Origin of the sequence: Lentzea sp. DG1S-22, assembly GCF_036321065.1 — a bacterium.
GTDB lineage: Bacteria > Actinomycetota > Actinomycetes > Mycobacteriales > Pseudonocardiaceae > Lentzea > Lentzea jiangxiensis.
The window spans coordinates 3,242,404-3,265,264 of the sequence record NZ_CP143276.1 but is presented as its reverse complement, the minus strand read 5'-3'; the positions used below and the strand labels follow the sequence as shown (position 1 = coordinate 3,265,264).

Genomic DNA, 22,861 nt, shown 5'->3' with positions numbered 1-22,861 from the left:
GACTTCTCACCTGGTCGTCGGGATCTTGATGTCCTTGGTGAGCGAGCAGAACTTCCAGTCGCCCGAGATCTTCCTGAACTTCACCTCGGTGTCGGCGCTGGAGCTCTGGCCGGCGACGTTCGTGGAGATGGTGACCTTGACGGTGGCCTCGTTCCCGTTCACCGTCGCGTCCTTGACCTTCGCCTGGGGCTTGAACTGCTTGGCGAGCTCCTCGGCCTGCTTGCGCTGCTCGGGGGAGAGGCTCTCGAGCTTCTTCTCGGCCTCCTTGGCCTCGTCGAGCACCTCCTGGCAGGCCATCGACTTGGCCTTGGCGGTGTTCCCGGAGAGGCCGGCCGCGTAGTACTCCTCCGCGACCTTCTTGACCTCGGCGGCCTCGTCGGAACCGCCGCTGTCGGAGTTGCCGGGGTCCGACGAGCCGCTGGAGCTGGTGGAGCTGCCGGAGTCGTTGCCGCTGAACACGACGGCGGCCGTGATGCCACCACCGACGAGCACGAGGACGCCCAGGACGACGCCGATGATCACACCGGTGTTGCTCTTCTTCGGGGGCGGGGGACCGCCGAACCCGCCGGGCTGGCCGTAGGGCTGCTGGCCGTAGGGGCCGGGCTGTCCGTACGGACCGGGCTGGCCCTGCTGCGGGAAGCCGCCGCTGTGCGGTCCCTGCTGGCCGAACGGGTCCTGCTGGGGCTGGCCGTACGGCTGCCCGTAGCCGGGCGGCGGCTGCTGGCCGTACCCGGGCTGCTGGCCGTGACCCGGCTGCTGCGGCGGCTGCTGCCCGTACGGCCCACCGGGCGGCGGCTGCTGCCCGTAGGGCCCGGGCTGCTGCGGCGGGTAGGTCATCGAAACTCCCCCGAATCGGATGAGGTGATCTTTCCTCGACATTGTCGTACTTCACCGGGCGGTCCGCGGCCGATTGACGCCTATCGGCACGCGCGAGTGGTCATGCACACGCCCTGCAGTCGCGCTCCGGTCACGCGAAGGTCGTGGCTGATAACGATTGCGGCAACTCCAGCGGGAATCGAGCGCGATGCTCTGCGCTGTCGGTGTGGTCCGCCGTACGCGTGGGTGGAACCACCCGGTTGGCCGCACGCCCACCGGTGGCACCGGCGGTCCGCTCGCGCGGGTCCTCGGACGGACCCGAACGGAGCGGGTTGCGGTGCGTGACCGCCGAACGGATCAACGGCTGGTCCACCTGGTGGGATGGCGGAGGATCGCCGCCCGTCGCCGGGCCGTGAGCCGCACCAGGCGTGCCCGCGGTCGTCCGAGGGTGGTCGCGGAGCGTGGGGGCCGGGTGCCCGCACAGGTGCTCCCATGACCCTCTCCTCGGACTTATGCGCAGGTAGGCTGGCGTGTCGCAGTGCGAAACGCCGGTGGTGGTCTCCGGGACGCACCGTAGCGGGTGGGCGGGTGGGCCGGACACCGAGATGGAGCAGTTGACCTCTCCCGGAGGTGCGGTCGTTGCGTCACACGAGCGAAGATGATGTTGTGTGTACCCCATTTTGTCGGTGATCGCCGGTACCGTAATCGGTACGAACACGGGAGGAGGGTGCCGACATGCAGCACGGTCATCCCGGCAGCCAACCCGATGAGGGTGGCGAGCTGAACCAGGGCAACAATTCCGCTGAGCTGACTGCGCAGATCAGGTTCCTCGAGGACGAGATCGCGTCGTTGCGTCGCAAGCTGACCGAGTCGCCGCGGCACACGCGGTTGCTGGAGCAGCGCTTGGCTGAGGCGACAGAGCGCGTCAGCCAGCTGACCGAGCGAAACACGAAGCTCATAGACACCCTCCGAGAAGCACGAAGCCAGCTGCTCGCGCTCCGCGAGGAGGTCGACCGGCTGGCGCAGCCGCCCAGCGGGTACGGCGTCTTCATGGCGCGGTACGACGACGGGACGGTGGACGTCTTCACCTCCGGCCGCCGGATGCGGGTCGCCGTGTCCCCGGCGGTCGAGCCGGAGAAGATCGCCTACGGCCAGTCGGTGCGCCTGAACGAGGCGCTGACGGTGGTCGAGGCCGGCGGGTTCGAGCGTTCCGGTGAGGTCTGCGCACTGCGGGAGGTGCTCACCGACGACGGTGAGGACACGATCGCGCGTGCGCTGGTCGTCGGCCACGCGGACGAGGAGAGGGTGGTCTGGCTCGCCCAGCCGCTGCTCGACTCGCCGCTCAAGCCCGGCGACTCGCTGCTGGTCGACTCGAAGGCGGGCTTCGCCTACGAACGGGTCCCCAAGGCCGAGGTCGAGGACCTCGTGCTCGAGGAGGTCCCGGACATCGACTACAACGACATCGGTGGCCTCTCCCGGCAGATCGAGCAGATCCGCGACGCCGTGGAGCTGCCGTTCCTGCACGCCGACCTGTTCCGCGAGTACGAGCTGCGCCCGCCCAAGGGCGTGCTGCTCTACGGCCCTCCCGGCTGCGGCAAGACGCTCATCGCCAAGGCGGTGGCGAACTCCCTGGCCAAGAAGGTGCGGGAGATCCGCGGCGAGACCGACAAGCAGGCCAAGTCCTACTTCCTCAACATCAAGGGCCCCGAGCTGCTCAACAAGTTCGTCGGTGAGACCGAGCGGCACATCCGCCTGATCTTCCAGCGGGCTCGGGAGAAGGCGTCCGACGGTACCCCGGTGATCGTGTTCTTCGACGAGATGGACTCGATCTTCCGCACCCGTGGTTCGGGTGTGTCGTCCGACGTCGAGACGACGATCGTGCCCCAGCTCCTCGCCGAGATCGACGGCGTCGAGGGCCTGGAGAACGTCATCGTCATCGGCGCCTCGAACCGCGAGGACATGATCGACCCGGCGATCCTCCGCCCGGGCCGGCTCGACGTGAAGATCAAGATCGAGCGGCCCGACGCCGAGGGCGCGAAGGACATCTTCAACAAGTACCTGACTCCGAACCTCCCGCTGCACGCCGACGACCTCGCCGAGTTCGGCGGGGACCCGAAGGCCTGCATCGAGGGCATGGTGCAGCACACCGTGGAGCGCATGTACGAGGAGTCCGAGGACAACCGGTTCCTGGAGGTCACCTACGCCAACGGTGACAAGGAGGTCCTGTACTTCCGGGACTTCAACTCCGGCGCCATGATCCAGAACATCGTCGACAGGGCCAAGAAGGCGGCGATCAAGTCGCTGCTCGACACCAAGCAGCCCGGACTCTCCGTCCGGCACCTGCAGGCGGCCATCCTCGACGAGTTCGCCGAGAACGAGGACCTGCCGAACACGACGAACCCGGACGACTGGGCTCGCATCTCGGGCAAGAAGGGCGAGCGGATCGTCTACATCCGCACGCTCGTCACCGGGAAGAACCAGGACGCCGGCCGCGCGATCGACACGGCCACGAACACCGGCACGTACCTGTAGCACGAGCTCGGACGGAACCGCCCCGGTCGCTTCTCGCGGCCGGGGCGGTTTCACGCTGTCACGCGCCCGCGGACGTGGAGCGCCGCGATCAGCAGCGCCATCACGACCCAGCTGTGCAGCCGCCGTGTACGCGAACCGCGCCGACCCGGCGTTGCCGGTGCACCAAACGCGTCGGCTCGCGGTGGACGTTGAACCCGGGGCACCCGGCGTCGTGGCTGACGCTCGCGGCACTGCTCGTGGTCGCGCTGCTAGCGGACCAGTCCTGACTCGTAGGCCGCGATCACCAGCTGGGCGCGGTCGCGGGCGTGCAGCTTCGCCAGCAGGTTCCCGATGTGCGTCTTCACCGTCCCGGTGCTGACGTGCAGCTCGGCCATGATCTCCGCGTTGGACAACCCGCGGGCGATCAGCAGCAGGACCTCCTTCTCCCGCTCGGTCACCCGCTCCAGACCGCGCACCACCGGCGAGGCGGGCTGCCGGACGAACTCCGAGATCAGGCGGCGCGTCACCGACGGCGACAGCAGCGACTCGCCGGACGCCACCACGTGGACCGCCCTCAGGAGCTCGGCGGGCGGGGTGTCCTTGAGCAGGAAACCCGAGGCGCCGGCGCGCAACGCGCCGAAGACGTACTCGTCGAGGTCGAACGTCGTCAGCACGAGCACGCGCGGTCCGTCGATCAGCCCGGTGGCCTCGATGCCGTCCATCTCCGGCATGCGGATGTCCATCAGCACGACGTCGGGCCGCAGGGAGGCCGCCAGCGCGACGGCCTCGGCGCCGGTGCCCGCCTCGCCGACGACGGTCAGACCCGGGGCGTTGTCGACGAGGAGGCGGAAGCTGGCGCGCAGCAACGCCTGGTCGTCGGCGATCAGCACGCGCGTCATCGGTGCGGCAGCTCCGCGACGACCCGGAAACCGCCGTCCCCGCCCGGTCCGGCGCTGAACGTGCCGCCGTAGACGGCGACGCGTTCGCGCATGCCGATCAACCCGTGTCCCACTCCGAGCTCCTTCACACCGGGACCGTCGTCCGCCACCTCGACGCGCACCGTTCCGGGTGTCACGTCGACCAGGACCCTGCACGACGCGGGTGCCGCGTGCTTCACGACGTTCGTCAGCGCCTCCTGCACGATCCGGTACGCGGACAGCCCGACGCCTTCGGGCACGGCGGAGTCGCCCCGCACCTCCAACGAGACGCGCACGCCCGCGAGCGACGCGCGGTCGGCCAGGTCGGCGAGGCCGCCGAGGCCGGGGGAGGGGGCGAGGTCGGCGTCGGAGCGCAGGACGCCGAGCAGGCCTCGCATCTCGTTCAGGGCGGCGCGGCTCGTCTGCGAGATCACCTCCAGCGCCTGGTAGGCGTGCTCGGGTGAGCGCACGTGTGCGGCGTTGCCCGCCTGCACGGCGATCAGGGAGAGGTTGTGCGCCACGACGTCGTGCAGCTCGCGGGCGATGCGCAGGCGTTCGTCGGACAGCGCCTGCTCGGCCTGCTGCGCGGTTTCCCGTGCGAAGTAGGACCGCCGCATCCGGGTCGTGTAGCCGATGACCCAGACGGCGCTCATCGCCGCGAGGACGACCAGCACGTTCTCGGGCTCGCCGCCGGAGACACCGGAGATCGCGACGACTGCGAACGCGAGGCAGGCGAGCGACCACGTCCGGGAACGGTCGACGGCCACGGTGTAGAGCGCGAAGCACACGGCTCCGACCGGGGCGCCGAGCGCCTCCGCCGGCAGCACCTGGCCGACCACCACCGCCGCCGTGGCGACCGTGCTGACCACCAGGCAGGTCACGGGCCAGATCCGGCGGACGGTGACCGGCAGCGCGACGAGGAGGGCGCCGGGGACCACCAGCCACCACGGCTTGTCCTGGTGCTCCACCATCGCGTAGCCCACGAGGACGCCGATCACCACCGCGGCGGTGAGGTCGACCAGGTAGAGGTGCAGTCGTGCGATCACGGCCACGACGTTAACGAGCGTGCGCCCGGACCGCCTCGGACCACGGTCCGATACCGCGGTTCGGCCCTCGGTCCGATCCCTCCGCACGGCGAACGGCCCACTCTCTTCCGCATGATCGAGGTGCGGAACCTGACGAAGAGATACGGCGGCGCGACGGCCGTCGACGACCTGTCGTTCACCGTCCGGCCGGGACTGGTGACGGGCTTCCTCGGCCCGAACGGCGCCGGCAAGTCCACGACGATGCGGATGATCCTCGGCCTCGACCGGCCCACGGGCGGTGAGGCGCTGGTCGGCGGCAGGCGGTACGCGGACCTCGGCCAGCCGTTGCGGCACGTCGGCGCGCTGCTCGACCCGGCAGCCGTGCACCACGGCCGCAAGGCGCTCGACCACCTGCGCTGGATCGCCGCGAGCAACGCGATCCCGCAGCGGCGCGCGGTCGAGCTGCTGGAGCAGGTGGGTCTCGGAGGCGTGCGGCACAAGAGGATCCGGGCGCTCTCGCTCGGCATGAAGCAACGGCTCGGCGTCGCGGCGGCGTTGCTCGGCGACCCGCGGGTGCTGATGTTCGACGAGCCCGTCAACGGCCTCGACCCCGAGGGCGTGCGGTGGATCCGCGACCTCATGCGGAGCCTCGCGAACGAGGGCAGGACGGTCTTCGTCTCCAGCCACCTGATGAGCGAGATGGCGCTGACCGCCGACCACGTCGTGATCGTCGCAAGAGGACAGCTGGTCACGGAGACGCCGATGGAGGCGTTGACGCGCAACGGGTCCCTGGAGGACGCCTACCTCGAACTCACCTCCGGGAGGGGACTGTGAAGAACGCGCTCGCCGCGGAGTGGCTGAAGCTCCGGAGCGTCCGGGCTCCCCGCGGCATCCTGCTGGCCATCGGCCTGATCCTCCTGTTCGGCGCGTCGATCTCCTTTTTGATCGTGCGGGACTACGACACGTCTTCAGCCGCCGAACAGGCGAAGTTCGCCTCCGCCGACTCCAGCGTGGTGATCACGCCGGTCGTGCAGTTCCTCGTCGCCGCTCTCGGCGCTCTCGTCGCGACCTCGGACCCGCGGCTCACCGCGCTGACCGCCGTGCCGAACCGGAAGCGCCTGCTGGTGGCCAAAACCGCGCTCGTCGCCGCGACGTCCGCGGTGCTGGGAGCCGTGGCGCTGGCGGTGAGCACCGGCGTCAGCCGGTTGATCGCGGGGGACCGGCCGCCGCCGATCGCGCCCTGGGACACCGTGGGCGACGTGCTGCCGTGGGCGGGTGCCGCGGTGCTGTCGATCCTGGTGACGGGCCTGACCGGGCTGGGGATCGGCCTCGCGGTGAGGTCCACGGCCGTGACTGTTGTGGTCGTGGGCGTGCTGCTGTGGGGCCTGCCGGCCATCACGCCCATGCTGCCCGGCCCCTGGAACGTCGACGCGTCCGCCGTGATGGTGCCGTACCTGGTGTGGGAGGTGGCCGGGGTCGTCGACGACGCCCCGCTGGGCCCGCTCGCCGCCACCGCTGTTTTGGTGCTTTACGCACTGGTCACGCTCAGTGCCGGAACTGTGACTCTGCTGCGACGGGACGCTTGACTCCTCTTGGGGCCGGCTTTATGGTCGTCTGTACCTTTAATCGGTAAGGAAACTTACCTAACTAATCCGCCGCCGAAGTCCGAGAGGAGACGCTGAATGGCTTGGCAGAAGTCCGTGGTGGCGCTCGCCGCGGCAGTAGTGCTTCCGTTGACCGGAGTGATGGCGGGCAGTTCCGTTGCCGCCGCACCCGCGGGTGACGTCTCCGCCGCCGCGCTGCCGCCGGGCTCGCCCGCGGCGGTCAACGGCCAGCTCAAGGTGTGCGGCGTCAAGCTGTGCAACAAGAACGGCAAGCAGATCCAGCTGCGCGGCATGAGCACGCACGGCATCCAGTGGTACTCCCAGTGCGTCAAGACCGCGTCGCTGGACGCGCTCGCGAACGACTGGAAGGCGGACATCCTCCGCATCTCGATGTACATCCAGGAGGGCGGCTACGAGTCGAACCCCCGGAAGTTCACCGACATGGTGCACGGCTACATCGAGGAGGCCACCAAGCGCGGCCTGTACGCGCTGGTCGACTGGCACCAGCTCTCGCCGGGCGACCCGAACCACAACACCGAGCGCGCGAAGACGTTCTTCAAGGAGATCGCCCAGCGCCACAAGGACAAGACGAACATCATCTACGACATCGCGAACGAGCCGAACGGCGTCACCTGGTCGCGGGTGAAGTCCTACGCGGAGGCGGTCATCCCGACGATCCGCGCGGCGGACCCGGACAGCCTCGTGCTCGTGGGCACGCACGGCTGGTCGACGTTCGGCCTGTCCGACGGCAAGGACATCAACGAGGTCAGCCGCAACAAGGTCAACGCCTCGAACCTGATGTACACGTTCCACTTCTACGCGAAGGACCACCGCGACTCGTACCTCAACGCGCTGCGCACGGTCTCGAGCCAGGTGCCGGTCTTCGTCACCGAGTTCGGTTCGCAGGAGGCCTCCGGTGACGGTCCCAACGACTTCACCATGGCGAACAAGTTCATCGCGTTCATGAAGGAGGCCAAGATCTCCTGGACGAACTGGAACTTCTCCGACGACCACCGCACGGGCGCGGTGTTCAGGAGCGGCACGTGCTCCGGCAGCAGCTTCGCCGGTGAGGGTCCGCTCAAGGACGCCGGCAAGTGGGTGCGCAACCACATCCGCACGGCCGACGACTTCTGATCCCTCCCGGTTCGGCCGACCCCGGCGGGTCACGTGAGCGGCGGTCCTGCGGGGCCGCCGTTTACCGTTGGGGGCATGGCACAACTCGCACTCGGTCTGGCGTCGCTCGGTCGTCCCGCCTACATCAACCTCGGCCGTGAGGACGCGTTGCCGCGCGTCCGCGACGTCGACTCGATGCGCGCGCAGTGCCACCGCGTCCTCGACACCGCCTACGAGCTGGGCATCCGCTGGGTCGACGCGGCCCGCTCCTACGGGTTGTCCGAGGACTTCCTGTCGTCCTGGCTGCCCGGCCACGACGACGTGGCGGTCTCCAGCAAGTGGGGCTACGCCTACACCGCGGACTGGCGGCCCGACGCCGAGGTGCACGAGGTCAAGGAGCACTCCCTGGCCCGGTTCACCCGGCAGTGGCAGGAGACCTCCGCGCTGCTGCCGCGCGTCGACCTCTACCAGGTGCACTCGCTGACGGCCGACAGCCCGCTGTTCGAGGACGCCCGGTTGCGCGACGCGATGGCCGGGATCGGCGTCCCGCTGGGGTTCTCGACGTCCGGGCCCGGGCAGGCCGACACGATCCGCAAGGCGCTCGACCTCGGCGTCTTCCAGTCCGTCCAGTCCACCTGGAACCTGCTGGAGACCTCGGCGGGCGACGCGCTGCAGGAGGCGCACGACGCCGGGCTGCGCGTGATCGTCAAGGAGGGCCTGGCCAACGGGCGGCTCGTCGTGGACCCGCCGCCGGCGGTGGCGGCACAGGCGGAGGCGCTCGGCGTCGGCCCGGACGCGGTCGCGCTCGCCGCCGTCGCCCGCCAGCCGTGGGCGGACGTCGTGCTGTCCGGCGCGGCGAGCCCGGAGCAGCTGCGGTCCAATGTGGAGGCGCTGCGCGTCGAGGTGGACCTGCCGGAGCTGTCCGAACCCGCCGAGCGGTACTGGAAAACCCGTTCCGGGCTCGCCTGGAACTAGTTACGGTGGCGCCGTGAGCGCCGCGCCCGTCGAGGCTTTCGACCCCCCGTACTACGCCGTTGTCTTCACCACCGTCCGCACCGACGACCAGACCGGCTACCGCGAGACCAACGCGCGCATGGAGGAACTGGTGCGGGAGGTCCCCGGCTACCTCGGGATGGACCACGCCCAGAACCCCGGCGGGCTCGGCATCACGGTCGCGTACTTCCGCGACGCCGACGCCCTCACGCGGTGGCGGACGGACCTGGAGCACCGGGCGGCGCAGAAGCGCGGCCGTGCCGACTGGTACGAGAGCTACACCCTGCACGTGGCCAAGGTCGAGCGCAGCTCCGGCTTCAAGCGCTCCGAACGGCCCTAACCCCGGCGCCGCAACCACTCCCGGCCGATCGCGCGGCCGTCCGGGACGAGCGGCCAGTCCGGGTCCTCGATCCTGCCGCGCAGCTCGGCGGCGTCCATCCACCCGCCCCAGGCGACCTCCTCGGGCTGGTGGGTGAACGGGCCGTCGGTGTGCGTTTCGTAGACCCACGCGTGGTAGCGCGTCAGCTCGTCGACGTAGGTCGTCCGGAACAGCGGCGTCAGCGGTGCCTGCACGCCGAGCTCCTCGCGCAGTTCGCGGACCGCCGCGGTGTCCGGCGTCTCGCCCGCGTCGATCACGCCGCCCGCCGAGAAGTCGTACAGGCCGGGGTAGATGTCCTTGGTGTCCGTGCGGCGGTGGACGTAGACCCGTTCGCCGTCGCAGGAGAACACCACGGTCAGGACGCAGCCGTGCCAGAGGTTCTCCGCCCTCATCCGCTCGCGCGTCACCTCGCCGATGACGTTGGCGTCCTCGTCGTAGAGGTTGATCATCCCCGTGTCCTCCTGTGGTCGTACGCGAGCTTGCTACCCCAGTCCGACGCCCGCTGATCGCCCCCCTTCCTACCTTCGTGACCATCGGACGTCACCGAGGAGGATTCGTGTCCACTTCCCTGCGGCTCGGCGTCGCCGAGTTCCGCGCCCGGCCGGGCCGCGCGCTGCTGCCCGGCGTCGCGCTCGTCGTCGGCGTGGCCTGCCTGCTGGCCGCCCTGGTGCTGAGCGACGCGCTCAGCCGGTCGGTCGACGAGGGCGCGCCTCTCACACCGTCCTCCGTCGGGCACGTCGTGGAGGTCAAGCCGCACCAGTACGACAGCGACACCCCCGCGGTGAACCAGGCGGAGCTCGACGACGCGTTGCTGGGCAAGCTCTCCGCGGTCGGCAGGGCGGTGCCGGTGCAGGTGGCGCAGGCGGACCTGCTCGACGCGAACGGCCGCGCGGGGCAGCACCGGGCCGAGGTGCACGTCCAGCAGCCGGACCTGGTGCGCTGGCCGCTGGCCGAGGGGAGGCAGCCGGCCGCCGGCGGCGAGATCGCCGTCGACAAGATCACCGCGTACGAGCGCGGTCTCCGGCCCGGTGACGCGATCTCGCTCGCGGCCGCCGACGGCAGGCCGTTCGAGGTCACCGTCAGCGGTGTCCTGAAGAGGGGCGCGGTCGACTCGCGGCCCGTCCTGGTCGCCGGTCCCGATCTCGCGCGCAAGCTCGACCCGCGGCCGCACACCAAGCAGGTCTGGGTGATCGGTGGAGCCCGTGACGCCGTCAAGGCCGCGGCGGGCGCCTCCTACGTCGTGTGGAACCCGGACCCGGACGCCGACAGGGTCGGTGACGACCTGAAGTTCGTCCTCCTGCCGTTCAGCATTCTTGCGCTGGCGACCGCTGTGTTCGTTGCGGCGGCCACGTTCCGTGCGGTCTATGCGCAGCGTCAGCGGCAAACGGCGTTGCTGAGGTGCATCGGGGCGCAGCGCGGGCCGTTGGTGCGCAGGAGCTTGTTCGAGGCGCTGGTGACGGGTGCGGTCGCGGGGATCGGTGGCGCGCTGCTCGGCGGGCCGATGGCGTGGACCCTCGCGAGGACGTTCGACGTCACGGGCATCTCCGTGCTGTTCGGGGCGGTCGAGCTCAGCCCCGACCTGCTGCCGTCGCTCGGGTACGTGGTCCTCGGCGTCGCCGTCGCCGCGGTGCTCTCGGTCGTCGCCGCCGTTCGTCCCGCGATCAACGCCGCGCGTGTGTCGCCTCTCGCCGCGTTGCGGGACGCCGACAACGAGGTGCCGAAGGGCTCCGTGCGTCGTCTTCGGCTCGTGTTCGGTCTTCTGTTCACCGGTGGCGCCGCGGTCCTCGCGCTGGCGGCCATCGCGGCCAAGGGCACCGCGGTGGCGCCCCTCGCCGTCACCTTCTCCGCGATCGCCGCGGTGACGGGCCTGTTCTGGATCCTCGGCCCGGTCACGGTGCCGTTCATCGCGCGGCTGTTCGGCAAGATCGGCGGCACGCACTGGAAGCTCGCCGGCGCCGAGGTGCGCAGGATGCCGCAGCGGTCGGCGTCGGTGGCGCTGCCGTTGCTGCTGGCCAGTTCGATGGTGACGTTCTTCCTGGTCCTGCTCGGCACCGCGCAGGAGATGACCTACACGTTCGCCAACGAGGAACGCCCGGACGCCACCGTCGTCGACGCGGGGGAGCGGCCGCTGCCGCCGATCCCCGCGCAGGACGGCGTGGCCGCGAGCGTCGTGCTGCACCGGGCCGAGACCGGCGCCGGCGCCGACCCGGAGCAGTTCAAGGCCTGGCTCGAGGCGCAGAACGTCCCCGGTGCCGAGCGGTTCGCCTCCGGGACGGCGATCGTGCCGCAGCACTGGGAGGACCGGCCGTTCGTCGAGGCCGGTGGCAAGCGGTACGAGGTCGTCGGAACGGTGCCCGGCACGCTCACCGGCTACACGCCGGTCCTCGGCGGCCTGACCTCGGGACCGGCCGAGAAGGTGCTCGTCGCCCTGGAGCCGGGGACGGACCCGGCGCGGTTCCGGGCCGGGCTGCAGGCGGCGCTGCCGGACAACCCGACGGTCATCGTGCAGACCGACGCCGACGAACGCGCGGAAGCCGACCGGTACATGCACCTCGGCACCGTGCTGATGATGGTGCTGCTCGGGCTGAGCGTCGCGGTGGCCGTGACCGGCATCGGCACGGCGCTCACGATCTCCGTCCAGGAACGCCGCAAGGAGCTCGCCCTCAGGCGCGCCTTGGGCGTCACCCGCGGCGGGCTGCAGGGCGGCGTCATCGCCGAGGCGGTCATGCTCGCCCTCGTCGGGGTCGTCGGCGGTGGCGCGCTCGGGTTCGGGTACGCGGTGATCGCGATCCTGTCCATCGGGATCCCGCTGGTGCTGCCGGCCGTCTCGGTGGTGTTGCCGCTGGTCATCGGCGCGGTGGCGGTCGTCGTCCTCGCCGTGCTGGCCGCTTTCGGGCCTTCTCGCGGCGCTTCGCGGATTCGTCCTGCAGCAGGATTGGCGTCCGGGTGAATAGGCTGGGGGGAGTTTCACCGTGAAGCTCCCCTCACGCTGTTGTCCGGGGTCAGGTCATAAGGTGTGGCGTATGCGGCGGATCATGGGAACCGAGGTCGAGTACGGCATCGCGGTGCCGGGAGACGCGACCGCGAACCCGGTGCTCACTTCGACACAGGTGGTGCTCGCGTACGCGGCGGCGGCGGACATACCGCGCGCCAGGCGTGCGCGCTGGGACTACGAGGTGGAGTCGCCGCTGCGCGACGCCCGCGGGTTCGACCTGGGCAGCCCCGGCGGGCACCCCGCCGACTCCGACGTCGAGGACCTGGGCGCGGCGAACGTCATCCTCACCAACGGCGCGCGGCTCTACGTCGACCACGCGCACCCCGAGTACTCGGCGCCCGAGGTCACCAACGCGCGTGACGCGGTGATCTGGGACAAGGCGGGGGAGCGGGTGATGGAGGAGGCGGCGCTCAAGGCCGCCACCGTGCCCGGCCAGCCCCGCCTGCAGCTCTACAAGAACAACGTCGACGGCAAGGGCGCGTCCTACGGCACGCACGAGAACTACCTGATGCAGCGCTCGACGCCGTTCACGGCCGTCATCGCGGGCCTCACGCCGTTCTTCGCGTCGCGCCAGGTCGTGACCGGGTCCGGGCGGGTGGGCATCGGGCAGTCCGGCGAGGAGGCCGGCTTCCAGCTGTCACAGCGCTCCGACTACATCGAGGTCGAGGTCGGCCTCGAGACGACGCTCAAGCGCGGCATCATCAACACCCGCGACGAGCCGCACGCGGACGCGGACAAGTACCGCCGCCTGCACGTCATCATCGGCGACGCGAACCTCGCCGAGTACTCCACGTACCTCAAGGTCGGCACGACCTCGCTGGTGCTCGACATGATCGAGGCGGGCCAGCGGTTCGACGACCTGCGCATGGTCGACCCGGTGCGCGCCGTGCACCAGATCAGCCACGACCCGACGCTGAAGACCAAGGTCGAGATGACCGGCGGGCGCAAGTTCACCGGCCTCGACGTGCAGTTCGCCTACCACGAGCGCGCCCTGGCGTTCGTCGAGAAGGAGGGCGTCGGCGACCGCGAGGTCCTGCGCGTCTGGGGCGAGGTCCTGAACGACCTGGCCAAGGACCCGTCGCTGTGCGCCGACCGGCTCGACTGGGTCGCCAAGCTGCGGCTGCTCGAGGGCTACCGCCAGCGCGACGGCCTCGCCTGGGGCTCCGCGCGGCTCAACCTCGTCGACCTGCAGTACTCCGACGTCCGCCTGGACAAGGGCCTCTACAACCGCCTGGTCGCGCGCGGCTCGATGAAGCGGCTGGTCAGCGAGGAGGAGGTCATCGCGGCCATCACCACGCCGCCCGAGGACACGCGGGCGTACTTCCGCGGTCGCTGCCTGGAGCGCTACCCGACCTCGGTCGCGGCCGCGTCGTGGGACTCGGTGATCTTCGACCTCGGTCGGGAATCACTCGTGCGGATTCCGACGCTCGAACCGCTCCGAGGCACGAAAGCCCACGTCGGAGCGCTGCTGGAAGCCTCCGACACCGCCGAGCAGCTGGTGGACGCGCTGACTCGCGGGTGATCGTCTACCCGAGTGGCTCACAATTTTTGTCGGTGCCGCTGGGTAGTGTTCTTGTCAGGCGAGTCAGTGGGAGGCCGAGATGTCCCAGGAACAGAAGCAGCGCCAGGGCGGTGGCGACGGCGACGAGGGTGCCGACGGCGCCGCCGGAGCCGGTCAGGAACGCCGCGAGAAGCTCGGCGAGGACGTGGACGCGATCCTCGACGAGATCGACGACGTGCTCGAGGAGAACGCGGAGGACTTCGTCCGCGCATACGTGCAGAAGGGTGGTCAGTAGGCCTTTGGGGGGCCTGTTGACCACTTCGGGACGGGAGAACAACCAACACATGGACAACAGCTCGACCGGGCGTCACCCGGCCGCGGCGCTGCCGACGGCGTACCTCACGCCGGGCTCGTCGTCGTTCACGGACTTCCTGCGGGCCCAGGCACCCGACATGCTGCCCAGTGCCCGGAAGCTCCCGGAGGGGACCGTCCAGGCCCCGCACGGGACGACGATCGTCGCGGCCACCTACAAGGGTGGTGTCGTGATCGCCGGTGACCGGCGGGCCACGATGGGCAACGTCATCGCCCAGCGCGACATGAAGAAGGTCTTCGTGACCGACGACCACTCGGCCGTCGGCATCGCGGGCACCGCGGGCATCGCGATCGAGATCGTGCGGCTGTACACGGTGGAGCTGCGGCACTACGAGAAGATCGAGGGCGTGCCGCTGTCGCTCGACGGCAAGGCGAACCGCCTCTCGGCGATGATCAGGGGCAACCTCGACGCGGCCATGGCCGGCCTCGCCGTGGTGCCCCTGTTCGCCGGGTACGACACCTCCGCCGCCGACCCGGACCGCGCGGGCCGCATCGTGTCCTACGACGTCACCGGCGGCCGCTACGAGGAGTCGCACGGCTACCAGGCCGTCGGCTCGGGCTCGCTGTTCGCGAAGTCGGCGCTCAAGAAGCTCTACGACCCGGACGCGGACGCCGACGGCGCGATCCGCTCGGTCGTCGAAGCGCTCTACGACGCGGCCGACGACGACTCGGCCACGGGTGGCCCGGACCCGGTCCGCCGCCTCTACCCGATCGTGATCACGATCAACGGCGTCGACGGTGCCGTCGAGGTACCGGAGTCGCAGGTCCAGACGGTCGCCGACGCGGTCGTCGAAGGCCGCCGGTCCCGCCCCGCAGGCTGAGTCCCCCACAGGTCCGACGTCAGGAGCACCACCCATGACGATGCCGCTGTACGCATCGGCAGAGCAGGTGATGCGCGATCGCTCCGAGTACGCCCGCAAGGGCATCGCGAGGGGTCGCAGCGTCATCGTGCTGAAGTACGCGGACGGCATTCTGTTCGTCGCGGAGAACCCCTCCAGCACGCTGCACAAGGTCTCGGAGATCTACGACCGCATCGGCTTCGCCGCGGTCGGCCGCTACAGCGAGTTCGAGAACCTGAGGCAGGCCGGCATCCGGTTCGCCGACGTCCGCGGGTACCAGAACGACCCGCGCGACGTCACCTCCCGTTCGCTGGCGAACGTCTACGCCACGACCCTGGGCACCTACTTCACCGAGCAGATCAAGCCCTTCGAGGTGGAGATCTGCGTGGCCGAGGTCGGGGACACGGCCGAGTCGGACACGCTGTACCGGCTGACCTACGACGGGTCCATCGTGGACGAGCCCCAGTACATCGTGATGGGTGGCACCGTCGATGCCGCCAACACGGCGCTGAAGGAGGCCTTCGCCGACGGGTTGTCGTTGGCCGAGGCTGTTCCTGTTGCCGTGAAGGCGTTGTCGGCCGGGTCCCCGTCCACCGGGAACGGGTCCGCTGAGCTGCTTCCGGCCGCCAAGCTGGAGGTCGCCGTGCTGGAGCGGGCCCGGCCTCGGCGGGCTTTCCGGCGGATCGCCGGGGCGGCGCTGGATGCCCTCATGCCCGCGCCCGTCAAGGACGGGAAGGCCGTGGAGGACGTCGAGCTGCCCGGGGACGAGTCCTCGAAGTAGGCGTCGAGCTCTGGTGCTGGGCCCCTGGCTTCGGCCGGGGGCCCTTTGCACGTCTTGGGTTTGCGCGGGCGTGTCGGGTCGGGTGAGTCGTCCCCTTGTGGTTCTCGCTGCCGCCGGCACCGTCAGACGTCTGTCTTGTCCGGCACGGGTTGTGACCGGTGGCGCAGCAGGCTCGACTCGCAGTGGTCGAGCCAGCGCAGCTCGGCCTCGGCCTGGAAGATCATCGCGTCGAGCACGAGCAGCCACGGCAGACCGGCGGACCGGGTCTTGAGCCTCGTGCACTCCTGCAGCGTGCGCGTGGTGGCGGTGCGCTGCGTCATCACGACCTCGGTGACGTCGACGCCCGGCGTGGTGATGGCGAGCGCGAGCTTGATCGCCACCTCGTCGCGGGGGCGGTCGCTGCGCCGCACGGGCGTGGCGAACCACTTCTCCAGCTCGTCGCGGCCGTGCGGGGTGAGCTCGTAGGGGCGCTGGCCCTGGTTCTGGGGCAGCGCGGCGACCAGGTCGTCGCGCTCCAGGCGCGACAACGTCGTGTAGACCTGCCCGATGTTCAACGGCCACGTGCCGCCGGTGGCCGCGTCGAACGCCGCCCGCAGCTGGTAGCCGTACATGGGTCCGCGCTCGAGCAGCGCCAGCAGACCGTGTTTGACCGACATGCACGCCGAGTTTGCCTACCGGGTATGTACCTGGCAAACGGTGAAGCGGAAAGAGGCGTGCGGGCGGCTCCGGCTTCAGGAAACCTGGACGGTGCCGGAGACGTCCGGCGTGCAGTCGGACTGGGGGAACGACGTGGTGGACGCCGCACGGGGGCGAGCCGGGGAGGTGCGCCTGCTGGGAGCACCGGGCCGCTCCAGGGGTACGCCGGGGCTGCCCGTGGAGATCAGGAGCTACGAGCAGGAGGACGAGGTCCCGTGGCTGCGGTGTCGCGTGCTCGGGTTCCTCGCGACCAGCTACCACGACGACGTGTGGCAGGTCAGGCACCGCACCGACCTGGAGCTGGTCGCGGTCGTCGGGGACGTGGTGGCCGGGATCCTGGACGTCTCGGTACCCGGAGCCGAGGCGACCGTCGACACGGTGGTGGTGCACCCGGACCACCAGGGCCGGGGGATCGCCACGGCGCTGCTGGAGGAGGCGGTGCCGCGGCTGGAGCGGTGCGGGGTGCGGACGCTCGACGCCTGGCCGCGGGAGGACCGTCCCGCGCTGAAGTGGTACGCGCGCAACGGTTTCAGGGAAGAGCAGCACCACCTGCACGTGCACGCGACCGCCGAGGAGCTCGGCACGGTGCTCGTCGCGAAGCACGGCCTGGTCCCGGCCGGGGCGTTCCTGCACGCGCGGATCGAACGGGAAACCGAGATGCGCCAACGTTTCGAGCGCGTCCACGTGTGCCGCAGGGTGGTGCGCGAGCTCAGACCGTGATGCCGGTGAGCCGGGGGATCGTCGCGGTGCGTCCGGCCAGCAGCATGACCAGCGCCTCGATCGGGCCGCTGATCTCGGCGCCCTCGCCTGCGGACCAGTCGGCGTCGGTGGCGACGAGGCGGTGACCCGCGAAGCGCTTGCGGGCGTGGAACGGGAAGCCCATGCGCCACAGGTCGTCCGCCGCGCCGACGGCGGCGTCGACCGGCATGTGGCGTTCGATGCCCAGCGGCAGGGCGATGTCCTGCGCGTGGACCATGGAGTCCATCAGCGCGTTCTTGAGCGTCTGGCCGGGTGCCAGCTTGCGGTTGCCGACGATGCCGCGCAGCTCCGCGACGAGCTCGCCGGTCGGTCTGCGCGCCTCGGCGCGCGAGGTCTGGTCGACCATGCGGTTGAAGCTGCCGCGCGCCTTGGCGAACGCGACCAGGACCGCGCCGATCCCCACGCGCGGGCCCAGCGACAGGTGCGCCGCGACCTCGCGCACCGTCCAGCCCTCGCACAGCGACGGGTAGGACCACTCCACCTCGGTCAGGCCGGCGAGGAGCTCGGCGGTCGCCGCGCGTTCGGCGTCGACCACCTGCCACATCCGAGCCTCGTCCATCGCGGTTCTCCTCTTGATTTAGTTCGATGGACTGACTACTTTAATCAGAAAATCTGACCAAAAACAAGGGGGCACTTCGAGTGAACATCGGTCTGCTGCTCTTCATCCCGAACCGCGAGGTGGAGAACCGCGTCCTGGCCGCCGTCACGGCGGCGGGGTTCGAGATCACCCAGGCCCAGGCCCGTGTGCTCATGCGGGTCGGCCCGGACGGGACGCGCCTCACCGAGCTCGCGGAAGCCGCCCAGGTGACCAAGCAGACCGCCGGGTTCCTCGTGGACCAGCTGGAGAAGGCGGGCTACGTCGAACGCGTGCCCGACCCCACCGACGGCCGCGCGCGGCTCGTGCGCGTGACCGACAAGGCGAAGGAAGCCGTCCCCGTCGCGGACGCGGAGATCGCCAGGATCGAGGCGGAATGGGAACAGCACATCGGCAAGCGCCGCATGACCCAGCTGCGCGAGGCCCTGGACATGCTCGGCGAGATCACCGACCCGTACCGCTGACCCGCGTGGTGCCGATCGGCTTCCGGCCGACCGCGATCACCACGGCGGCGCTCTACCGGGTCGTCTCGGCCGGCGAGCCGGTCTTCGTGAAGGTCCTGCGCAGACCCGTGATCCGCGAAGACCTGGCGGACCTGGTCGGCGACTTCCCGCGGCGCGACGAGGCGGACTTCCTGCTGTCGGACTTCGTCTGCCACCGGGGTTCCGCCGCCCGCGGGTGGTGCGGGTGGACGAACCTCGGCGACCGGATCGGGCTGTGGCTCGAGGACGCGCGCCGCGCCCGGACGGGCGTTGCGGTTGTTGTACGAGGGAAGGCGCGTGCGGGACGCGTTCCTGCGGCCGGACTGCCCGCCGTTCGCCGCGCGGGTGCCGGAGCCGGTGCGACGGCTGGAGGCGTTGCCGCAGGCGAGCGGGCACAACGACGCGTGCCCGCAGAACCTGCCGGTGCCGGCCGGCGAGCCCGAGTCGTTCGTGGTGATCGACGTGGGGTACCAGTGCCCGAACCCGATCGGCGACGACCTCCCTCCGGTGCACGAGGCCGTCATCGACGCCCACCTCGAAGGGCCTCGGCTCGAAAACCGCGCTGTGGCACGGGAAGAGGTCGTGCCGGGGTGCGACGGCATGCCGGCGGTGCGCGGCGCGTTCCACTCGGAACCCGAACTGGCCGGGGGCCTCCTGGAACGCGCCGCGGCGCTCTAGGAAGCCAGCAGCTCCGACACCCGCGTGCGGACCTCCGGCGAGTCGAGCCCGCGCACCACCACGGTGGTGCGGCGGCGCAGCACGTCGTCCACCTCGGACGCCCACTCGGTGCGGCGGGCGTGCTCGACCTGCGCCCAGATGTCCGGGCCGTCCGGGTGCACGCGCTCCAGCAGCGCCGGGTTCTCCAGACCGAGGGCGACGACCTCGTGCGACGTCGTGCCGTAGTGGGTGGCGAGGTGGCGGACCACGTCGTCGGGCAGCGCGTCGAAGGCGTGGTTCAGCACCGAGCCGACGGTCTCGGGCGACGCCGAACCGGGCAGCGCCACGTCGTCCAGCGGGCCGTCGAAGGTGCGGCCGAGCTCGGAGTTCACGCGCGCGAGGACGGTGGCGCCGATCTTGCGGAACGTCGTCCACTTGCCGCCGGCCACGCTGATCATGCCGCCGGAGCCCGCGGTGATCACCGTTTCGCGCTTGGCGTGCGAGGTGTCGCCGGGGCCGCCGGGCAGGACCCGCAGGCCCGCGAACGTGTACGCGATGCGGGAGCGGTCCAGGCCGGTGACCGCGGTGCCCGCCTCGTCGAGGATCTGGTCGACGTCGGCGTCCGTGCAGGCGACCGCGGCCGGGTCGCCGTCGTAGGCCTCGTCGGTGGTGCCGAGCAGGAGGTGGCCCTCCCACGGGATCGCGAACGACACGCGCACGTCGTCGACCGGGATCGTCAGCGCGGCCTTCCACTCCGACGTCTGCCTCAGCACCAGGTGCGAGCCCTTGGACAGGCGGATCGACGGGTCGGCGGCGGGGTCCTCCATGCGCCGCAGCACGTCCAGCCACGGGCCGGTCGCGTTCACGACGACCTTCGCGTCCACTCCGAACTCGCCGAGCGAGTCGCGCAGGTCGACACCGGTGACCTTCGAGCCGGTCTTGCGCAGGCCCACGACCGAGATGTGGTTGAGCAGCACGGCACCGGCCTCGGCGGCGGCCCGCGCGGCGGTGATCGCCACGCGGCTGTCGTTCATCTGGTGGTCGTAGTACATCGCGGCACCGCGCAGACCGTCGGCGCGCAGGTCGGGCACCCACTCCTGCGCCCTGCGCGCCGACAGCACCTTCCCCATGCCGTCGCCGAAGCCCGACAGCGCGGAGTACAGCGTGACGCCCGCACCCAGCACGAACCGGCTGTGCGGGCCGCCCTTGTAGACCGGGACGAGGAACGGCAGCGGCCGCACCAGGTGCGGGGCGAGGCGGTCGCCCAGCGCACGCCGTTCCTTGTGGTTCTCGTGGACCATCGGCACGGCCGACGGGCCCATCGCGAGGTAGCGCAGGCCACCGTGCACGAGCTTCGAGGACGCGGACGACGTGGCGCCCGCGAAGTCGCCGCTCTCCACCAGGGCGACGCGCAGACCGGAGCGGGCCGCGGCCCACGTGGTCGCGATGCCCAGGATGCCGCCGCCGATCACGACGACGTCGAACTTGCCGTGCTGCAGTTCTTCGCGGGCGCGTGTCCGCTGTGCTGAGTCAGTCATCGTCCTCGTCCATCCAGCCGACGGTCCGCTCGACCGCCTTCTTCCACTTCCGGTAGCCCTTGGCGCGGGCGGCCGGTTCCATCGACGGCTCCCATTCGGCCGCCTTGTGCCAGTTGGCCTTCAACTCGTCGGTGCCGGTCCAGTAGCCGACCGCGAGTCCTGCCGCGTACGCCGCGCCGAGGCACGTCGTCTCGGCCACGATCGGGCGCACCACCGGCACGTCCAGCACGTCCGACAGGAACTGCATGAGCAGGTTGTTCGCGGTCATGCCGCCGTCGACGCGCAACGTCTTGAGGTCCACGCCGGAGTCGGCGTTCATCGCGTCCACGACCTCACGCGTCTGCCACGCCGACGCCTCCAGCACGGCCCGTGCGAGGTGCCCGCGCGAGATGTAGCCCGTCAGACCCGCGATGACCCCACGGGCGTCCGACCGCCAGTGCGGTGCGAACAGTCCGGAGAAGGCGGGCACGAAGTACGCGCCGCCGTTGTCGTCGACCGTGCGCGCGAGCGTCTCGATCTCCGCCGCCGAACCGATGAGGCCGATCTTGTCGCGGAACCACTGCACCAGCGCGCCGGTCACCGCGACCGCGCCCTCCAGCGCGTACGCGGCCGGTTCGTCACCGATCTGGTAACCGACCGTGGTGAGCAGGCCGTTCCGGCTGAGCACAGGCTTGGCGCCCGTGTTGACGAGCAGGAACGCGCCCGTGCCGTAGGTGCACTTGCCCTCGCCGGGGGAGAAGCAGGTCTGGCCGAACAGCGCGGCCTGCTGGTCGCCGAGCGCCGACGCGACCGGGACGCCCTCGTAGGTGCCGTAGACCTCGGAGGAGGACCGGATCTCGGGGAGCACGGCTCGCGGCACGTCCATCGCCTCGACGAGCTCGGGGTCCCAGTCGAGGGTCTCGAGGTTCATCAGCATGGTGCGCGACGCGTTCGTCACGTCGGTGACGTGGCGGCCGGTGAGGTTCCAGATCAGCCAGGTGTCCATCGTGCCGAACAGGACCTCGCCGTTCTCGGCGCGGGCGCGCAGGCCGTCGACGTTGTCGAGCAGCCAGCGCAGCTTCGGGCCGGAGAAGTAGGTGGCGAGCGGCAGGCCGGAGCGCTCGCGGAACCGGTCCTGGTCGCCGAGCTGCCTGGTCAGCGAGTCCGTGCGCGTGTCCTGCCAGACGATCGCGTTGTGCACGGGCTCGCCGGTCGCCTTGTCCCACACGACCGTGGTCTCGCGCTGGTTCGTGATGCCGAACGCGGCTATGTCGGCGTACGTGAGCGATGCGTGCGCAAGGGCGTCGCGCACCACGGCCTGCACGTTCGTCCAGATCTCGGTCGCGTCGTGCTCCACCCAGCCGGGCCGCGGGAAGATCTGCCGGTGCTCGCGCTGGGCGACCGACACGATCCCGCCGGACCGGTCGAACACGATGCACCGGGACGACGTCGTGCCCTGGTCGATCGCCGCGATGTACGCCACGTGCACACTCCTCTGTGTGAACCATTCGACAATGTCGAACGCTTCCACAGTACTACCAGGAGAGGCCGCCCAGCTCCCTGGAAACGCTGCGAGCTGCCTCACGTACGTAGGAGACGAGCTCGAGGCGCGGTGGCTGATCAGGCGATTCGCACAGCCGCTCGACCGGTCCCGACACGCCGATCGCGCCGACGACCACCCCTCGCCGGTCGCGGATCGGCGCCGCGACGGACGCCTCGCCCTCAACGAGCTCGTGCAGGTCGTAGGCCCAGTCGCGGTCGCGGACGACGTTCACCGCCGTCCGCAGCTCCTCGTGGTCCAACGTGTGCCGGGTGAACCGCTGCAGGTCGCCGTCGGGCCATTCGCCGAACGCGACCAGCGCCTTGCCGAGCGCGGTGGCGTGCCACGGCAGCAGCGAGCCGGTGTCGAGCGTCTGCCGGCTGTTGTCCGGCCGGAACACGTGGTGCACGACCAGCACGTGCCTGCCGTGCATCACGCCGATGCGCACCGCCTCGCGCGCACGCATGGCCAGCGTGTCCGACCAGTTCAGCGCTTTGGCGCGCAGCTCGTTGCCGTCGAGGTAGCTCGTGCCGATGTGGAACAGCGCGGCACCCAGGCGGTACTTGCCGCCCTCGACCTCCTGCTCGACGAACCCGACCTCCTGCAACGTCCGCAGGATGCCGTGCACCGTCGGTTTCGCGAGGTCCAGGGCGCGGGCGATCTCGCCGACGCCCAGCTGGTGCGCGCCGCCGCGGGCGAGCAGCTTGAGGACCTCGGCCGCGCGCTGGATCGACTGGATGGGTCCGGGCACGCACCCCACTCTAGCTGC

22 protein-coding genes and 1 pseudogene are annotated in these 22,861 nt (G+C 70.6%); 14 read left to right on the top strand and 9 right to left on the bottom strand.

The window, feature by feature from the left end; genetic code table 11:
* Nucleotides 1-6: 6 nt before the first annotated feature.
* Complete coding sequence (locus V1227_RS14255; protein WP_329793036.1) at nucleotides 7-837, bottom strand: Rv0361 family membrane protein; 831 nt, start codon at nucleotides 835-837, stop codon at nucleotides 7-9.
* Between the two features lie 714 nt (nucleotides 838-1,551).
* Here V1227_RS14255 and arc point away from each other — a divergent pair.
* A complete protein-coding gene (gene arc / locus V1227_RS14250) occupies nucleotides 1,552-3,348 on the top strand; it encodes a proteasome ATPase (RefSeq protein WP_329793035.1) in 1,797 nt (598 codons plus the stop codon).
* 248 nt (nucleotides 3,349-3,596) lie between these two features.
* Here the strand turns inward: arc and V1227_RS14245 are convergent, their stop codons facing one another.
* Nucleotides 3,597-4,226 carry a response regulator transcription factor gene (locus tag V1227_RS14245; protein ID WP_329793034.1) on the bottom strand — a complete coding sequence of 210 codons (630 nt, stop codon included), beginning with the start codon at nucleotides 4,224-4,226 and terminating at the stop codon, nucleotides 3,597-3,599.
* Complete coding sequence (locus V1227_RS14240) at nucleotides 4,223-5,290, bottom strand: sensor histidine kinase (RefSeq protein ID WP_329793033.1); 1,068 nt, start codon at nucleotides 5,288-5,290, stop codon at nucleotides 4,223-4,225. The genes V1227_RS14245 and V1227_RS14240 overlap by 4 nt, the downstream gene beginning before the upstream one ends.
* 111 nt (nucleotides 5,291-5,401) lie before the next feature.
* On the opposite strand from V1227_RS14240, the pseudogene V1227_RS14235 reads away from it, so the two are divergent.
* The 5 genes and pseudogenes from V1227_RS14235 to V1227_RS14215 all read left to right on the top strand — a co-directional run.
* Nucleotides 5,402-6,049 (top strand): annotated as a pseudogene (locus tag V1227_RS14235) (ABC transporter ATP-binding protein); the annotation flags it as partial.
* A 50-nt stretch (nucleotides 6,050-6,099) separates the two neighbouring features.
* On the top strand, nucleotides 6,100-6,855 hold the full coding sequence (locus V1227_RS14230) for an ABC transporter permease (protein WP_329793032.1): 756 nt from the start codon (nucleotides 6,100-6,102) through the stop codon (nucleotides 6,853-6,855).
* Nucleotides 6,856-6,951: 96 nt separating this feature from the next.
* Nucleotides 6,952-8,007 (top strand): glycoside hydrolase family 5 protein, encoded by a 1,056-nt coding sequence (locus V1227_RS14225; protein WP_329793031.1) that lies wholly within the window; start codon nucleotides 6,952-6,954, stop codon nucleotides 8,005-8,007.
* 75 nt (nucleotides 8,008-8,082) lie between these two features.
* Nucleotides 8,083-8,961 carry an aldo/keto reductase gene (locus V1227_RS14220; protein ID WP_329793030.1) on the top strand — a complete coding sequence of 293 codons (879 nt, stop codon included), beginning with the start codon at nucleotides 8,083-8,085 and terminating at the stop codon, nucleotides 8,959-8,961.
* 13 nt (nucleotides 8,962-8,974) lie between these two features.
* Complete coding sequence (locus V1227_RS14215) at nucleotides 8,975-9,319, top strand: antibiotic biosynthesis monooxygenase family protein (RefSeq protein WP_329793029.1); 345 nt, start codon at nucleotides 8,975-8,977, stop codon at nucleotides 9,317-9,319.
* On the opposite strand, the gene V1227_RS14210 is transcribed toward V1227_RS14215, so the two are convergent.
* Nucleotides 9,316-9,807, bottom strand: a complete 492-nt coding sequence (locus tag V1227_RS14210; protein ID WP_329793028.1) for an NUDIX domain-containing protein — start codon at nucleotides 9,805-9,807, stop codon at nucleotides 9,316-9,318. The genes V1227_RS14215 and V1227_RS14210 overlap by 4 nt on opposite strands.
* A gap of 107 nt (nucleotides 9,808-9,914) precedes the next feature.
* Here V1227_RS14210 and V1227_RS14205 point away from each other — a divergent pair, with 107 nt between their 5' ends.
* The 5 genes from V1227_RS14205 (at nucleotide 9,915) to prcA (ending at nucleotide 15,846) form a co-directional block, all read left to right on the top strand.
* Nucleotides 9,915-12,308: an FtsX-like permease family protein gene (locus tag V1227_RS14205; RefSeq protein ID WP_329793026.1), complete on the top strand. Its 2,394-nt coding sequence runs from the start codon at nucleotides 9,915-9,917 to the stop codon at nucleotides 12,306-12,308.
* A gap of 73 nt (nucleotides 12,309-12,381) precedes the next feature.
* On the top strand, nucleotides 12,382-13,875 hold the full coding sequence (gene dop, locus V1227_RS14200; RefSeq protein WP_329793025.1) for a depupylase/deamidase Dop: 1,494 nt from the start codon (nucleotides 12,382-12,384) through the stop codon (nucleotides 13,873-13,875).
* A gap of 79 nt (nucleotides 13,876-13,954) precedes the next feature.
* Nucleotides 13,955-14,149: a ubiquitin-like protein Pup gene (locus V1227_RS14195; RefSeq protein WP_090098092.1), complete on the top strand. Its 195-nt coding sequence runs from the start codon at nucleotides 13,955-13,957 to the stop codon at nucleotides 14,147-14,149.
* A gap of 49 nt (nucleotides 14,150-14,198) precedes the next feature.
* Complete coding sequence (gene prcB, locus V1227_RS14190) at nucleotides 14,199-15,047, top strand: proteasome subunit beta (RefSeq protein ID WP_329793024.1); 849 nt, start codon at nucleotides 14,199-14,201, stop codon at nucleotides 15,045-15,047.
* Between the two features lie 34 nt (nucleotides 15,048-15,081).
* Entirely contained in the window at nucleotides 15,082-15,846 is a 765-nt protein-coding gene (gene prcA, locus V1227_RS14185; RefSeq protein ID WP_236220053.1) for a proteasome subunit alpha, read from the top strand.
* 122 nt (nucleotides 15,847-15,968) lie between these two features.
* Here the strand turns inward: prcA and V1227_RS14180 are convergent, their stop codons facing one another.
* Nucleotides 15,969-16,502, bottom strand: a complete 534-nt coding sequence (locus V1227_RS14180) for a PadR family transcriptional regulator (protein ID WP_329793022.1) — start codon at nucleotides 16,500-16,502, stop codon at nucleotides 15,969-15,971.
* Nucleotides 16,503-16,593: 91 nt separating this feature from the next.
* On the opposite strand from V1227_RS14180, the gene V1227_RS14175 reads away from it, so the two are divergent.
* Entirely contained in the window at nucleotides 16,594-17,262 is a 669-nt protein-coding gene (locus tag V1227_RS14175; RefSeq protein WP_329793021.1) for a GNAT family N-acetyltransferase, read from the top strand.
* Here V1227_RS14175 and V1227_RS14170 read toward each other — a convergent pair.
* The gene (locus tag V1227_RS14170) at nucleotides 17,252-17,860 is read right to left on the bottom strand and encodes a maleylpyruvate isomerase family mycothiol-dependent enzyme (protein WP_329793020.1); all 609 of its coding nucleotides are present in this window, start codon (nucleotides 17,858-17,860) and stop codon (nucleotides 17,252-17,254) included. The two genes, V1227_RS14175 and V1227_RS14170, sit on opposite strands and share 11 nt — an antisense overlap.
* A gap of 80 nt (nucleotides 17,861-17,940) precedes the next feature.
* Here V1227_RS14170 and V1227_RS14165 point away from each other — a divergent pair, with 80 nt between their 5' ends.
* Nucleotides 17,941-18,360: a MarR family winged helix-turn-helix transcriptional regulator gene (locus tag V1227_RS14165; protein WP_329793019.1), complete on the top strand. Its 420-nt coding sequence runs from the start codon at nucleotides 17,941-17,943 to the stop codon at nucleotides 18,358-18,360.
* Between the two features lie 315 nt (nucleotides 18,361-18,675).
* Complete coding sequence (locus V1227_RS14160; protein ID WP_329793017.1) at nucleotides 18,676-19,056, top strand: hypothetical protein; 381 nt, start codon at nucleotides 18,676-18,678, stop codon at nucleotides 19,054-19,056.
* On the opposite strand, the gene V1227_RS14155 is transcribed toward V1227_RS14160, so the two are convergent.
* Genes V1227_RS14155 through V1227_RS14145 form a run of 3 tightly spaced genes read right to left on the bottom strand, consistent with a single transcriptional unit; the run spans nucleotide 19,053 to nucleotide 22,843 of the window.
* Nucleotides 19,053-20,573 carry a glycerol-3-phosphate dehydrogenase/oxidase gene (locus tag V1227_RS14155; protein WP_329793015.1) on the bottom strand — a complete coding sequence of 507 codons (1,521 nt, stop codon included), beginning with the start codon at nucleotides 20,571-20,573 and terminating at the stop codon, nucleotides 19,053-19,055. The two genes, V1227_RS14160 and V1227_RS14155, sit on opposite strands and share 4 nt — an antisense overlap.
* Complete coding sequence (gene glpK, locus V1227_RS14150) at nucleotides 20,566-22,035, bottom strand: glycerol kinase GlpK (RefSeq protein WP_329793014.1); 1,470 nt, start codon at nucleotides 22,033-22,035, stop codon at nucleotides 20,566-20,568. Before glpK ends, V1227_RS14155 begins: the two co-directional genes overlap by 8 nt.
* A gap of 52 nt (nucleotides 22,036-22,087) precedes the next feature.
* Nucleotides 22,088-22,843: an IclR family transcriptional regulator gene (locus V1227_RS14145; RefSeq protein ID WP_329793013.1), complete on the bottom strand. Its 756-nt coding sequence runs from the start codon at nucleotides 22,841-22,843 to the stop codon at nucleotides 22,088-22,090.
* Nucleotides 22,844-22,861 lie beyond the last annotated feature (18 nt).

Coding starts and splice junctions, on each gene's coding strand:
- V1227_RS14220 (WP_329793030.1), top strand. CDS start 8,083: ATGGCACAACTCGCACTCGGTCTGGCGTCGCTCGGTCGTCCCGCCTAC.
- V1227_RS14180 (WP_329793022.1), bottom strand. CDS start 16,502: ATGTCGGTCAAACACGGTCTGCTGGCGCTGCTCGAGCGCGGACCCATG.
- V1227_RS14195 (WP_090098092.1), top strand. CDS start 13,955: ATGTCCCAGGAACAGAAGCAGCGCCAGGGCGGTGGCGACGGCGACGAG.
- V1227_RS14245 (WP_329793034.1), bottom strand. CDS start 4,226: ATGACGCGCGTGCTGATCGCCGACGACCAGGCGTTGCTGCGCGCCAGC.
- V1227_RS14170 (WP_329793020.1), bottom strand. CDS start 17,860: ATGGACGAGGCTCGGATGTGGCAGGTGGTCGACGCCGAACGCGCGGCG.
- prcB (WP_329793024.1), top strand. CDS start 14,199: ATGGACAACAGCTCGACCGGGCGTCACCCGGCCGCGGCGCTGCCGACG.
- V1227_RS14225 (WP_329793031.1), top strand. CDS start 6,952: ATGGCTTGGCAGAAGTCCGTGGTGGCGCTCGCCGCGGCAGTAGTGCTT.
- arc (WP_329793035.1), top strand. CDS start 1,552: ATGCAGCACGGTCATCCCGGCAGCCAACCCGATGAGGGTGGCGAGCTG.
- V1227_RS14255 (WP_329793036.1), bottom strand. CDS start 837: ATGACCTACCCGCCGCAGCAGCCCGGGCCCTACGGGCAGCAGCCGCCG.
- V1227_RS14210 (WP_329793028.1), bottom strand. CDS start 9,807: ATGATCAACCTCTACGACGAGGACGCCAACGTCATCGGCGAGGTGACG.
- prcA (WP_236220053.1), top strand. CDS start 15,082: ATGACGATGCCGCTGTACGCATCGGCAGAGCAGGTGATGCGCGATCGC.
- dop (WP_329793025.1), top strand. CDS start 12,382: ATGCGGCGGATCATGGGAACCGAGGTCGAGTACGGCATCGCGGTGCCG.
- V1227_RS14155 (WP_329793015.1), bottom strand. CDS start 20,573: ATGACTGACTCAGCACAGCGGACACGCGCCCGCGAAGAACTGCAGCAC.